Source organism: Campylobacter concisus (assembly GCF_003049735.1).
Taxonomy (GTDB): domain Bacteria; phylum Campylobacterota; class Campylobacteria; order Campylobacterales; family Campylobacteraceae; genus Campylobacter_A; species Campylobacter_A concisus_AN.
On sequence record NZ_PIRM01000001.1, the window covers coordinates 776,407 to 789,675 of the forward strand.

The following is a 13,269-nucleotide window of genomic DNA, read 5'->3' on the forward strand; positions in this document are numbered from 1 at the left end:
TTTACGATAAGCCGTCGATCTTGCCGTTGGCATCTATCTTCATATTGACAGCAGCTGGCACTTTTGGAAGTCCTGGCATTAGCATGATCTTACCGCAAACTGCGACGATAAAGCCAGCCCCGGTTCTAATGTCAAGGTCTTTTACACTAAATGTAAAGCCCTTTGCTCTGCCCAAAAGCTTCGCATCGTCACTAAATGAATACTGAGTTTTTGCGATACAAACTGGCAAATGGCTCAAATTTAGCTCTTTTATCATCTCAAGCTTTTTAAGAGCAGCCTCCTCAAAGACCACCTCACCAGCTCCGTAAATTTCCTTGGCGACCTTTTCTATTTTAGTTTTCGTATCGTCGCTCATCTCGTATGTGAAATTTATCTTGCTTGGCTTATCGCATGCTTTTAAAACTAGCTCGGCAAGTTCAAGCGCACCTTTGCCACCTTTTAAGAAATTCTCACAAACTGCCACTTCTACACCAAGCTCACGGCAATACTCTTTTACGAAATTTATCTCTTCATCAGTGTCAAAGCCAAATTTATTAAGCGCCACAACTACGTTTTGACCAAATTTACCTTTTAAATTTTCGATGTGTCCGCCAAGATTTTCGATACCTTTTTTAAGTGCATTCATATCTGGTTTTGTGATCTCGTCTTTATTTGCTTCGCCGTTATATTTTAGCGATCTGATCGTGCTTACAAGCACCACAGCGCTTGGTTTGATATCAGCAACCCTGCATTTTATATCTAAAAATTTCTCCGCTCCAAGCTCCGAGCCAAAGCCAGCTTCTGTGATGACGTAGTCAGCTAAATTTAGAGCTGTTTTTGTTGCGATGACTGAGTTGCAGCCGTGTGCGATGTTTGCAAATGGACCACCATGCACGAGCGTAGGTGTGTGTTCTAGTGTTTGAAATAAATTTGGCTTGATCGCATCTTTTAAGAGTATGCAAACAGCGTCTTGGCAGCCTAGATCACGCACGTAGATAGGCTTTTTATCGCTATCGTAAGCGACTATGATGTTTGCCACGCGCTCTTTTAGATCAGAAAGACTTGTTGCTAGACAAAGTACAGCCATGATCTCGCTTGCGGCGGTAATATTAAAGCCATCTTCTCTTGGCACGCCATCCGTTCTGCCACCCTGACCCACAGTGATAAATCTAAGCGCGCGGTCGTTCATATCCATACAGCGCTTCCATAAAATTTTCTCGATTTTTAGTGGGTTTTCTTGATAAAGGCTATTATCTATCATCGCTGAAATGAGGTTATTTGCCGATGTTATCGCGTGAAAATCGCCGGTGAAGTGTAAATTTAGATCCTCCATAGGCGCAAGCTGCGAGTAGCCGCCACCTGCTGCTCCACCCTTTATGCCAAAAACTGGTCCCAAAGATGGCTCGCGAAGTGCTAGGCAGACCTTTTTACCAAGTGAATTTAGTGCGTCAGCTAGACCGATCGACATAGTCGTTTTGCCCTCGCCGTATGGGGTTGGATTGGTAGCGGTGACTAAGATGAGCTTTGAGTTTGACGGCTCAAGCCTTGGAGAAATTTTAGCCTTAAATTTGCCGTAAAGTTCAAGCTCGTCTTCACTTAAGCCTAACTTTGCGGCAACTTTACTGATGTGTTCTAGTTTCGTTTGGTGAGTTATCTCTATGTCGCTTAGCATTTACCACTCCAAATATGTTTTTGCTTTTTTTATCTCACTGATGTTGATCTCAAAGATTCCCTCTTCGTTTTCAACTGCTATGCCCTCTTCGTCTGCTTTTACAAGCCTTCCTGCAAATTTTTCAGTCTCAGTTTGAACTTTTACAAGCTCGCCAACGCTCGCTTTAAAGTGAGATGGCTTGCTAAGCTTTCTCTCAAGGCCAGGCGAGCTAACTTCAAGGTTATAGTCCCCACTAACTGGTGGTGTCACGTCAAAGATAGGCGAGAGCAGACGGCTCACTTTTTCGCAGTCATCAAGGCTCACTCCGCCATTTTTTGTAATATAAACTCTAAAAATAGCCCTACCATTTTCATTTGCGATCTCGCTATCGTAAAGCTCGACACCGCATTCGCGTACTAGTTTGTCTAAATTATCCATTTTTGTTTAAATCCTTTGAAATTTTATCAAACAACTTATCCATATGGTTTTGATACTCTAATCTATCATCAAATTTAAAGTGAAAATTTGGGCATCTATACCAGCCCTCAGCTGCCATACAGTGGTTTTGCAAATGCCTACAAACTCGCTTTAAATGTCCCAAAATATACTCTTGTTCACGCTCATCAAAAGCCATCTTATCAAGATAAACAAAGGCGTCATATCTACCCTTTTTACACTCTACATCAGTAACACAAAGTCCTTTTAAAATGCTATCTTCAAGAGTAGCTAGAGCCTCTGGGATGAGCTCTTTTAGCACACTCTCAGTTCTCATACGCTTTATTTCGTTAGCGTTCATAGAGTAGCTTCCTCCTTGACTTCTTTAAAGCTTTCGATATAGTCGTTTTCTCTGATGTCGTTGAAATTTTCAATACCAACGCCACACTCATAACCTTTAGCGACCTCTTTGACATCATCTTTGAAGCGTTTTAGCGAACTTACCAAGCCCTCATAAACAACCACCCCTTCTCTAATAAGGCGAATTTTTGCCCCTCTGTTTATCGTGCCTTCAGTGACGATACATCCAGCAATAGTACCCACTTTTGGCACATGGATCACTTGGCGAACCTGAGCTTGACCAAGCTGCTCTTCTCTGATGATTGGTGACATTAGTCCGCCCAAGATTGCTTTCACGTCGTCAATTAAATTATAAATAACATTATAAGTCTTTATCTCGACACCGCTCTCTTTTGCCTTTTCTTTTATCTCGCCAGTTGGTCTTATGTTGAAACCAAGGATTATACAGTCTTCGCTCGCACTAGCAAGTGCCACGTCGCTTTGTGTGATGCCGCCAACGCCTGAGTGGATTACATTTACTCTGATCTCATCATTTGCTAGTTTTTCTAGGCTTGCTTTTAGTGCCTCAAGTGAACCACCAACGTCAGCCTTGATGATGACTGGAAGCGTCTTTAACTCACCCTCAGCGATCTTAGCACTAAGCTCGTCAATACTAACTTTTGTACTCTTACTAAGCTCTTTTTGGCGGATATATTCGGCCTTTTTCTGTGCGTATTCACGAGCCTCTTTATCAGTTTTTACACCTATTAATGTCTCGCCTGCCTCTGCTATCTCGCTAAGACCTACTATCACACCACATTCGCCTGGTTTTATATCTTGCAAAGGCTTACCTTGGTCATCAAGCAAGCTTCTTATCTTTCCATACGCAATGCCAGCTACGACAGTATCTCCAACATGAAGTGTGCCATTTTCAACGATGATGGTAGCTACTGGGCCACGACCTTTTTGAAGCGAGCTCTCGATGACAGTTGCTTTTGCATTTGCTTTTGGATTTGCTTTTAACTCTAAAAGGTCAGCTTGTAAAAGCACGATCTCTAATAGATCATCTATACCCATGCCTGTTTTTGCAGAGATTGGCACAAATTCATATTTTCCGCCCCACTCTGTTGGCATGATATCAAGCTCAGCAAGACCAGTCTTTACTAAGTCAGGATTTGCTGACTCTTTATCCATTTTGTTTATCGCGATGATTATTGGTACACCAGCAGCTTTTGCGTGGCTGACCGCCTCTTTTGTTTGTGGTTTTACGCCGTCATCTGCTGCAACAACGATGATAACTATATCAGTTACACCAGCACCTCTTGCGCGCATAGCAGTAAATGCTTCGTGACCTGGGGTGTCGATAAATGTAATATTTTTGCCGTTTTTATTTACCATATAAGCACCAACATGCTGAGTGATACCGCCGGCCTCTCCTGCTGCTACACGTGATTTTCTTATGTAATCAAGCAATGAAGTTTTACCATGATCAACGTGACCCATGATGGTTATGACTGGTGCTCTTGGCTGGAGATTTTCATCGTCTTTTATCTCTTCTTCATAGGCTGCTACGTAGTCAAATTCTTTTTGATCGTCGATGATATTAACCTCTACATTAAACTCATCAGCCAAAATTTCTATCGCATCTTCATCCAAAAAGTCATTTTTAGTTGTCATCATACCAAGCATAAATAACTTACCTATGATCTCGCTTGGCTGTTTGTTTAGCTTTTCAGCAAATTCATAAACACGAATTTCTTTTGGAATATTTATAGATGTCACAGCTTCATTGTTTTGTTTATTTTCAGGCTTTTTATGTTTTTTTCTAGCTCTTCTTTGAATGCCGCCTTCGCCAAATGAATTTATCGTATTGTTGACCGTAGTTCTCATAACATTTGGCTGTTTTGTCTTTTGAGCAGGTGCTGGTACCGGAGTTTTAAAACTAAAATCGGGAAGAACAACCACATCTTCATCTTCTAGTACGATGTCACCAAAGTCACTTCCGCCAAGTAGATCCATCTTCTGAGCGCTATCCTTTTTACTTGCAACAACTACTTTTTTATCTTTTTTCTTTTTCTTAGCTAAATTTTCATCATTTGCTGAAAACATACTTTTAAAATCGCTTATATTAGCTATGCTTGGTTCAGGCTTTTTCTCTTCTTTTGTAGCAATTGGTGCTTCATAATCTTTTTTCTTTTTTACTATCACAAGGCCACGTCTTTTTTGAGTCACATCAGCCAAGCTCTCTTTTGGTCTTGGAGCTTCGACTTGTTTTTGCTCTATTTTTATTTCTTCTTTTTTAGGCTCAATTTTTTGTTTTTCTTCTAAAATTTGTGCCTCTTTCTTAGGCTCAGCTTTTACTGACTTTGACTCAGTTTTAGTAGTAGCTTTTTTAGGTTCACTTTTTTGCTTTTCTTCTTTTTTTGCTGACTCTTTTTCTACTTCTTTTTTAGGCTCTTTTTTTGGTTTAGGCTCACTCTTTTTCTTTTTAAATTTATCTGGTATCACGCCAGTTTGAACATATTCATATATAGCTTCGGCCTCTTCAAGGCTAACTGCATTTGAGTGAGTTTTGACTTTTAATCCTAACTCTTGAGCTTTTTCTACTATCTCTTTGCTTGGATAGCCAAGCTCGTTTGCGATCTCTGAAATCCTAACATTGCTCATTTAAGAGTATCTCCTTTAACTTCGGTGCATCACAAATAAAAGCACCTTTAGTTTGTTTATCAATTATTTTTTTTAAAATTTTTATATCTTTTTGCATACATTTGTCGCACAGATAAAAGCTACGACCATTTCCTTTGCCATGCTCTAAATTCTTACCTACCAAGCGGTATCTTTTTAGCAAGCTCTGAGAAATTTTAACTTTACAAGCGACACATGTCCTTACAGGATTATTTTTGTTCATTATATCTTTTTAAACTTGTTTTTAGCTTTGCGTAATTTCGTATCCATCGTTATCAAATGAAAAAACCTCAACCCTAAAATCACTAAATTTACTCTTTAAAATATCTTGTAAATTTTTAGCATCATCTTTGTAAGCGATATTTAAAAAGCTTGAGCCTGAGCCTGAAAGCGTGCTCATTAAAGCACCATTTTCATAAGCTACTTTTCTAACTTCAAAAAGCTCTTCTAAAGCGTGCATTCTACGCTCTTCATGCATCAAATCTTTGCTTGCTATTTTTAAGAGATCATACTTTTTTTCATAAAAACAAGATGTTAAAAAAGCGGCATGAGATAAGTTATTTACACACTCTTTCATCGTATAGTTCTTTGGTAAAATTTGTCTTGACGAGGATGTGCTCATCGGTTTATTTGGGATGACAACTACTGCTTTTATCTCATCGCTTAAACTTATTTTATTTGCGTAAACATTACCATTTTTTACGATCGCGCTGATAAATCCACCGTGAACTGCTGGCGAGATATTATCAGGATGGGTTTCATAGATGATAGCTTTATTTAAAACTGTCTCTTTGCTTGCCTTAAAGCCAGCCATTTCGTACGCTGAAGCAATGGCTCCAACGATCACAGCGGAGCTACTACCAAGTCCCCTTGAAAATGGGATATTATTTTCAAAAACGACTCTAAAATTTTCATTTTTACCAGTTAGCTCAAAAAAAATTTCATTAAAAATACTTAAGAATATATTATTTCTCTTTAAATTTACACTTCCGCTGCCTTCGCCGTTTATCGACACTGAGCTAAATTTTGCTGGCTCGATTTTCACGCTATTAAAAAGCTTCAAACTAAGCCCCAAAGCATCAAAACCAGGGCCCAAATTAGCACTTGTTGCAGGCACTAAGATATTCAAAATTTCTCCTAAACTGCTTGGATGATATAATCTGGAAGTGTATCTGAATTTAGTTTTAATTCATCTAAATTTAAAGGCAACCTAAATCCTACTGGCTCTACTTTTTTAAGTGAAATTTTGCCATCTTTTAAAATGAAGCTTAAATTTTTATTTGCTCTGATCGCTTGGCTGCCATTTAAGCTAAAGCCACTAACCGCATAAAATTCGCAACCCTTTGCCAAAGAGAAAGTCTTTAAAATAACATAGGCCACCTTTAACCCCATAAAGCTTCCAGGCGTATTTGCATAGATAATTTTTGTGATATTAAATTTAGAGGATAAATTTTCTAAGATCTTTATCAAAGCTTCACTGACATATTCATCAGTCGTAATTTCATCAAATTTTACGCCGTCTTTATAAACTCCAACCAAGAGCGGAGTCGATAAAGAGACAACTAAAATTTCAATATTTTCTATGCAAATACCTTTTGATACTCTTTTAGAAGTTCACCATTTAGAGTTGCGATCTCGTAGTTTTTCTCATCGGACATCAAAGCAAGAGTTAATTTGTGATTTAGATCGTGACTTCCAGCAAATGCTGTATAATCGCCCAACAAAGGTGCTCCAAGCAAGCTCAAATCACCAATCGCATCTAAAATTTTGTGCCTTACAAACTCATTTTCAAATCTCAAACCCTCTGGATTTAGGATATGTGTATCATCGATTGCCACGGCATTATCAAGTGATGCACCAAGGGCTAAATTTTGAGCTTGCAAACGTTGTAAATCTTTCAAAAACCCAAAAGTTCTAGCACGAGCTATATTTTTTATAAACGAGCTTTTACTAAAATCAAAAACATATCTTTGTTCACCAATAACTGGATGATCAAACTTTATCGTATAGTCAAATTTTGGACTTCTTGAAGGTGAAGTTCGTACAAATTTAGAACCCTCAACGACTTCAACTTCACGGCGGACAAGAATCACTTTTTTGCCAGCATCAAGATATTTTATGCCAGCTTCATCAAGTAGCATGCAAAAGCTTATTGCACTACCATCCATGACTGGAATTTCATTTGCATCAACAGAAATTCTAATATTATCAATACCATAACCATTTATGGCTGACATCAGGTGTTCGATCGTACTAATAAAGCCCTTTTCGTTGCCAACAACGGTTGCCATCTGCGTATTTATAACATTTTTAGGTTCAGCTTTAAAACTAATACCAAGATCTTCGCGGTGCAAAATAATACCAGAATTTGCATCAAGAGGTTCTAGTATAAGTCTTATCGGCTCACCTTTATGAAGCCCTATACCAACGGTCTCAACGCGTCTTGCGATAGTAGTTTGTTTCAAGAATTTTCCTTATATTTTTAATCCGCTTATGATAGCACTAAAAAATCAATTTTGCAAATTTTTTAGTTCTTGTCTATCATCGCTTTTGCAGCATCTAAGACACTTGTGATATTGTCTTTTATCCACTTTTTATCCATCCATTGTTGAGGTCTTACCTCTTCGCCTTGGACTAAAATTCCAAAGTGAAGGTGATCACCAAGTGCAAGACCACTAGTTCCAGTAGTGCCTATCTGATCGCCAGCTGCCACTATATCGCCCTCTTTTACTCTAGTGCTTGAGCAGTGTCCATAAAGCGAATAAAGCCCAAATCCATGATCGATCACAATATTTAATCCATAAATTCCATTTTCAGATGCAAGTACGACACGGCCGGCATTACTAGCTATTATAGGAGCCGCTGCCACACTTGCAAAGTCTATTCCCATATGCCATGATTCGCTTACTTGCTCGTTATTATATGTATAGTATCGGTGATCGGCGAAGTCAGCCACTTTTTTACCATTTCTTAGTGGATAAAATGGTGTCACACTAAAGCCAGTTAACATCTCATCACCAGGATTTGTAGTAAGTGCTGTTATTTTTTCTTCGTTTGAATTTCTAAGCGTTTCATTGACAAATCTCATTTTCTCAAGCCTTGAAAGCGCGCTTGGATCTTTTGCATATTGATCAGTTAGATCGACTATTTTGCCATCTAAAAATCTATCGTTTAATGCAATAGTTGAAGTTTTATACTTTACATTTTCGTAAAAATATCTGACATGTGACTTGCTTTCATTGCCTGCAAAGTCTCTTGCAATGACCTCAGCACTAAAATTTTCAACCTGAACTGGCCAAGCAACGAGTGCTGCATAAAAGCCCTCTTTATAAAATGGCACTGCCTTAAATTTCTTACCAAAATTTGTCTGGACATAGACCTCTTTTAGCTGATTATCAGTTGCTCTAAAGACCACAACCGCGCTACCACCTTTTGAGATAGAATAAGACTGCGAAAGCACATAAAGATCAGGTTTTGAAGTATCAAGCACTACTTCGACTTTTTTACTAGCTTTATTGCCAGTAAAAAAGCTCCATTTGCTAGTATCTACAGCTTCAATATTCATCTCATAAGTATCTTTTTGAGCAAAAAAGCCAGTCTTTGGAAAGGTTAAATTTACATCAAGCTCGGTACTTGGATTTTGTATGATTTGATTTAATAAATTTAGATCATTTTTCCCATCATTCATACTAATTCGTACAAATTTTATACCGCTATCGTCTTTAAATTTGATATTCATTGGGGTTCTAAGATTCCAATAAACCTTATCAGCAACACCGATTATCGGTTCATTTCGCTCAAAATCTTTTGACATCAAAGCGTAGCCAAAACCACCGGCTAAAATTAAAATTAGCAAAAGCACAACAATACCAAATCCGCCAACTCCACGTCTATACATATATTTTTACCTTAAATTTAATTTGCAAAATTTTACACGTAAATCAATAAATTTTTAGTTAATTACAAAATTTCTCTTACGGCTCTAGCGTCGCTCATCCAAGCAAAAAGTTCATCCCAGCTTTCATCTTTTATGAGATCTTTGCACAAATTTAGCTCTTTTTCAAACATATTTATGGCTTCAACAACATTATTTTTATTTTGCTTAAAAATATCACTCCACATAAAAGGCGAACTCTTTGCGACACGTATCATGCCCTTAAATGTAGGTCCACCTAGTGCTACGATATGCCTTTTATCCTCTTCTTTTAAAATTCCACTCGCTAGAGAAAATGCAATCGCATGAGGCAAATGCGAAATAAGACCCACGTGATGATCATGTTCTTTCGCACTCATAAAAATAATCTTCATGCCAAGGCAAGAAAATAACTCCACGCTTCTTTTTACATGTTTTTCTGCGCTCTCAGCAAAGTCACAAACGATAACAGTTGCTCCTGTGTAAAGTGATTTAAAAGCAGCCTCTGGACCAGAATACTCAGTACCTGCCATTGGATGAGCTGGGATGAAATTTTTACGAATTTTTTCTGGTACTGCCTCGATGATCTTTTGTTTGGTTGAGCCAAAATCAATAATAGTTGTATCTTCGCTGATATCAGTTAAATTTTGCACGATACTCACGATAGCCTCGACTGGCACAGCCAAAAAGATGATGTCACACTTCTTTTTCATCTCGTCAATGCTTAAAATTTCATGCACCAAGCCAAGTTCTAAGGCCTTTTTGCTATGATTTTCATCTTTGTCATATCCACTAACACAAGAGATTAATTTTTCATCTTTTAATGCTAACCCAAGCGAGCCACCCATAAGACCAAGTCCGATGATACCTATTTTCATAAAAAACCTTCAAAATTATAAAATTTAAATTTATTAAAAATAAAATATGATATTATACGCACTTATACTAAAACTCTAGGTTAAATTTAATGAGAAAGAAATTATTTTTATTAGCATTAGCTTTCAGTGGCCTAAGCGCACAAACAATCCAGTCAATAAATTTTAAAGGTCTAATTCACCTTTCGCCTGAAGTAGCAAGCCAAATAATGGGACTAAAAGTCGGTCAGGATCTGACCCCAAAGCTTAGCGATAAGGCGATCACAAATTTATACAAACAAAACTATTTCGACGATATCTATATAGAAGATACAGGCAATGGTAATCTTTTAGTAGCTGTAAAAGAGAAGCCAAGTGTTGCTAGAGTCGATCTAAAAGGCGTCGTAACAAATGACAAAACTGCCATAGAGTCGTTAATCAATATCAAACCAGGCAATATGTACGATGAGCTTACAATAGAAAAAACCAAAGAGAGAATTCGTCAGTATTATGAGTCAAAGGGTTATTTTGATACCGTTGTAGACGTAGAAAAACAACCAGTTGCAGATAACGACAGCTCACTTTTTATAACACTCAATATAAACCGTGGCGAAAATATGATAATCAAAAATGTAAATTTAATCGGTGCAAAAGAGTTTGATTATGACGACATTGAGCCAGTAGTTGCAAATAAAAGTAGAGAATTTATGGGCTGGCTTTGGGGCAGAAATGACGGTAAAGTTAAACTTTTCGAGCTTGAAAATGATCCAGCAAGAATACAAGACAAATATTTTCAAAAAGGCTATTTAGACGCGACTATTTCGTCACCTTATTTAAATTCATCGTTTGATAATTACACGGCTGATCTTACTTATTATGTTCATGAAGGTGAGCCTTATAAGGTTTCAAATGTAAGTATTACAGCACCTGAAGAGCTAGAGCTTGATACTAAAAAGATCATAGATGACTTTAGGCTTGAGGCTGGTGATACGATGAACTCAGCAAGACTTCGCCAAGATATGAAAAAGCTCGATGATATGGTTGCTGATAAAGGTTATGCATTTGTAAAAGTCTATCCAAAGACTGATAAATTTGATGAAAATAAAACTGTCGATATTGACTACGAAGTCGATCCTGGTGAAAAAGTATATATAAGAAATGTTCAAATTTCAGGAAACGATAGGACCGTTGACCGTGTTGTAAGACGTGAACTTTATCTAACTGAAGGAAATTTATATAGTAGAACCGACCTTCAAGACTCAAAAGATGCACTAAAAAGAACAAGCTACTTTGATGATGTTGAGATAGAAGAAGATCCGGTTGATAAAAATACAGTTGATCTAAAAGTAAAAGTAAAAGAAGCCTCAACTGGCTCAATAAGTGGTGGTATCGGATACGGCAGTAGTGACGGACTATTATTAAATGCAGCACTTTCTGACACAAATATCTTTGGTTCTGGTCTTCAAGGGCAAATAAGCGTAGATAAGAGCGACAGAGAGCTTTCAGGCCAGATAAGTCTTACAAACCCAAGAATTTTCGACTCAGAGTATAGCCTTGGCGGAACACTTTATGCAAATGACTATGACTGGAGAACATATAAAGAGAGAAGCTATGGCTTTAGCACAACACTAGGTAGAAAACTAACTAGAAATTTAAGCGCATCACTTACTTACAACATTGAGCAAAGCAAAATTACTTTAAAAGATGATGAACTAAGAGATATTAACACAAAAACAAAAAAAGAAATTTATAGAGAAGGTAAAGCCATAAAAAGCGCCATAACTCCGGCTTTAACATATAACAGCACTGATGATTATTACTTGCCAAGACGTGGCATCATAGCTAGCACATCATTTGAGATAGCTGGACTTGGTGGCGATATAGACTTTGTTAAAAACCGCACAAATTTCAACTACTACCTAGGTCTTAGAGAGTACATCGACTACGATCTTATCTTAAGATACAAAGCAAGCTTTGGCAAAATTTGGGAAAGAGGATATACTCCGATCAACGAAAGACTTTACCTTGGTGGCATAAGAAGCTTACGTGGTTACGAGAGCAGGACTGTATCTCCAAAGGTAAAATATAATGGCGACTACTACGAATATGGCGGCGAAACTTCGTTTAATAATTCAGCTGAAATAAGCTTCCCTATAATAGATCGTGTCAAAATGCGTGGCGTTGTATTTTACGACTATGGCATGATCGGTGAAAATAGTCTAAATGAGATTAAAAGATCATCAGTTGGAACCGGCATAGAATGGATAACTCCTATTGGACCACTTCAACTAATCTTTGCAAAAGCTCTTAAACCTAAAGAGGGCGATGATACAAATACATTTGAATTTACTATCGGAAGACGATTCTAGCAAGATACTTTAAAGGGGCCAACTTACCCCTTTAAACCTCCACAAATAAACAAACTTTAAGTCATATAAGAAAAAGCAAGGCAAACATTAGATATAATCCCACAATTTTTAATATAAGTGGGTAAAAATATGAATTTCTCAGACATTTTTTCAAAGATAAGAAAAGCTCAACCTCGTCCAGAAGAAGCACCTACACACTGGGTAAAATGCGATAATTGTCACTCACTGATGTACTACAAAGAAGTTGAAGCTTGTTTTAATGTATGCCCAAAATGCGGTTATCATATGAGACTAAAAGCTACCGATCGTATAAATTTGATCTGTGATGAAGATAGCTTTGTAGAATTTGACGCAAATTTAAAGCCAGTTGATCCATTAAATTTTGTTGATAAAAAATCATACAAAAAAAGAATTACAGAGAATAAAGAAAAAACAGGACGCACAAGCTCCGTGATATGCGGCGAAGGTAAATGCGACGGACAAGAGATCCAGCTAGTTGTTTTTGACTTTGGCTTCATGGGTGGTTCGCTAGCTTCAGTTGAGGGTGAAAAGATCGTAAGAGCGATAAAACGAGCGATAGAAAAACGCCAAGCTTTAGTCATAGTGAGTGCTTCAGGCGGAGCTAGAATGCAAGAGAGTACATTTTCTTTGATGCAAATGTCAAAGACATCAGCCGCTTTAAAACTACTTGATGAAGCAAAGCTGCCTTATATCTCAATACTTACTGATCCGACAATGGGTGGTGTTAGCGCCTCTTTTGCTTGGCTTGGAGATCTAATAATCGCCGAACCTGGTGCATTGATAGGCTTTGCTGGTCAAAGAGTCATCAAACAAACCATTGGTGCTGACCTTCCAGAGGGATTTCAAAGAGCTGAGTTTTTGTTAGAACATGGCTTAATCGATGCTATTGTGCCAAGAAGCGAACATAAAAAATATATAAGCGATATGGTTAAATTTCTCACAGATAACAAGACAATGCATCAAAAAGAAAGACAAGATGAGAGCGGAAATAACTTTGAACTAAAGCTAAAAACCAAAGGCTAA

At 37.7% G+C, this 13,269-nt stretch carries 12 protein-coding genes; 2 read left to right on the plus strand and 10 right to left on the minus strand.

Annotated features, from left to right (window positions below; genetic code table 11):
- Window position 1: 1 nt before the first annotated feature.
- The 10 genes from CVS97_RS03930 to CVS97_RS03975 form a co-directional block, all read right to left on the minus strand.
- Window positions 2-1,651 (minus strand): formate--tetrahydrofolate ligase, encoded by a 1,650-nt coding sequence (locus CVS97_RS03930; RefSeq protein WP_107785133.1) that lies wholly within the window; start codon window positions 1,649-1,651, stop codon window positions 2-4.
- On the minus strand, window positions 1,652-2,068 hold the full coding sequence (gene rimP, locus CVS97_RS03935) for a ribosome maturation factor RimP (RefSeq protein ID WP_107785134.1): 417 nt from the start codon (window positions 2,066-2,068) through the stop codon (window positions 1,652-1,654). It lies immediately after the preceding gene.
- Complete coding sequence (gene rbfA, locus CVS97_RS03940) at window positions 2,061-2,426, minus strand: 30S ribosome-binding factor RbfA (RefSeq protein ID WP_021090755.1); 366 nt, start codon at window positions 2,424-2,426, stop codon at window positions 2,061-2,063. The genes rimP and rbfA overlap by 8 nt, the downstream gene beginning before the upstream one ends.
- Window positions 2,423-5,071 carry a translation initiation factor IF-2 gene (infB, locus tag CVS97_RS03945; RefSeq protein WP_107785135.1) on the minus strand — a complete coding sequence of 883 codons (2,649 nt, stop codon included), beginning with the start codon at window positions 5,069-5,071 and terminating at the stop codon, window positions 2,423-2,425. Before infB ends, rbfA begins: the two co-directional genes overlap by 4 nt.
- Entirely contained in the window at window positions 5,058-5,312 is a 255-nt protein-coding gene (locus CVS97_RS03950; RefSeq protein WP_085657700.1) for a hypothetical protein, read from the minus strand. The genes infB and CVS97_RS03950 overlap by 14 nt, the downstream gene beginning before the upstream one ends.
- 21 nt (window positions 5,313-5,333) lie before the next feature.
- Window positions 5,334-6,218: a homoserine kinase gene (gene thrB, locus CVS97_RS03955; protein WP_103588949.1), complete on the minus strand. Its 885-nt coding sequence runs from the start codon at window positions 6,216-6,218 to the stop codon at window positions 5,334-5,336.
- Between the two features lie 8 nt (window positions 6,219-6,226).
- A complete protein-coding gene (locus tag CVS97_RS03960) occupies window positions 6,227-6,628 on the minus strand; it encodes a glycoprotease (protein ID WP_107785136.1) in 402 nt (133 codons plus the stop codon).
- A 41-nt stretch (window positions 6,629-6,669) separates the two neighbouring features.
- Complete coding sequence (lpxC, locus tag CVS97_RS03965; RefSeq protein ID WP_107785137.1) at window positions 6,670-7,554, minus strand: UDP-3-O-acyl-N-acetylglucosamine deacetylase; 885 nt, start codon at window positions 7,552-7,554, stop codon at window positions 6,670-6,672.
- A gap of 62 nt (window positions 7,555-7,616) precedes the next feature.
- Window positions 7,617-8,987: a M23 family metallopeptidase gene (locus CVS97_RS03970; protein ID WP_107785138.1), complete on the minus strand. Its 1,371-nt coding sequence runs from the start codon at window positions 8,985-8,987 to the stop codon at window positions 7,617-7,619.
- A 62-nt stretch (window positions 8,988-9,049) separates the two neighbouring features.
- Window positions 9,050-9,880 (minus strand): prephenate dehydrogenase, encoded by an 831-nt coding sequence (locus CVS97_RS03975; RefSeq protein ID WP_107785139.1) that lies wholly within the window; start codon window positions 9,878-9,880, stop codon window positions 9,050-9,052.
- A gap of 89 nt (window positions 9,881-9,969) precedes the next feature.
- On the opposite strand from CVS97_RS03975, the gene bamA reads away from it, so the two are divergent.
- A complete protein-coding gene (gene bamA / locus CVS97_RS03980) occupies window positions 9,970-12,225 on the plus strand; it encodes an outer membrane protein assembly factor BamA (protein ID WP_107785140.1) in 2,256 nt (751 codons plus the stop codon).
- 129 nt (window positions 12,226-12,354) lie between these two features.
- Window positions 12,355-13,269, plus strand: coding sequence for an acetyl-CoA carboxylase, carboxyltransferase subunit beta (accD, locus tag CVS97_RS03985; RefSeq protein WP_107785141.1), 915 nt, complete (start codon window positions 12,355-12,357; stop codon window positions 13,267-13,269).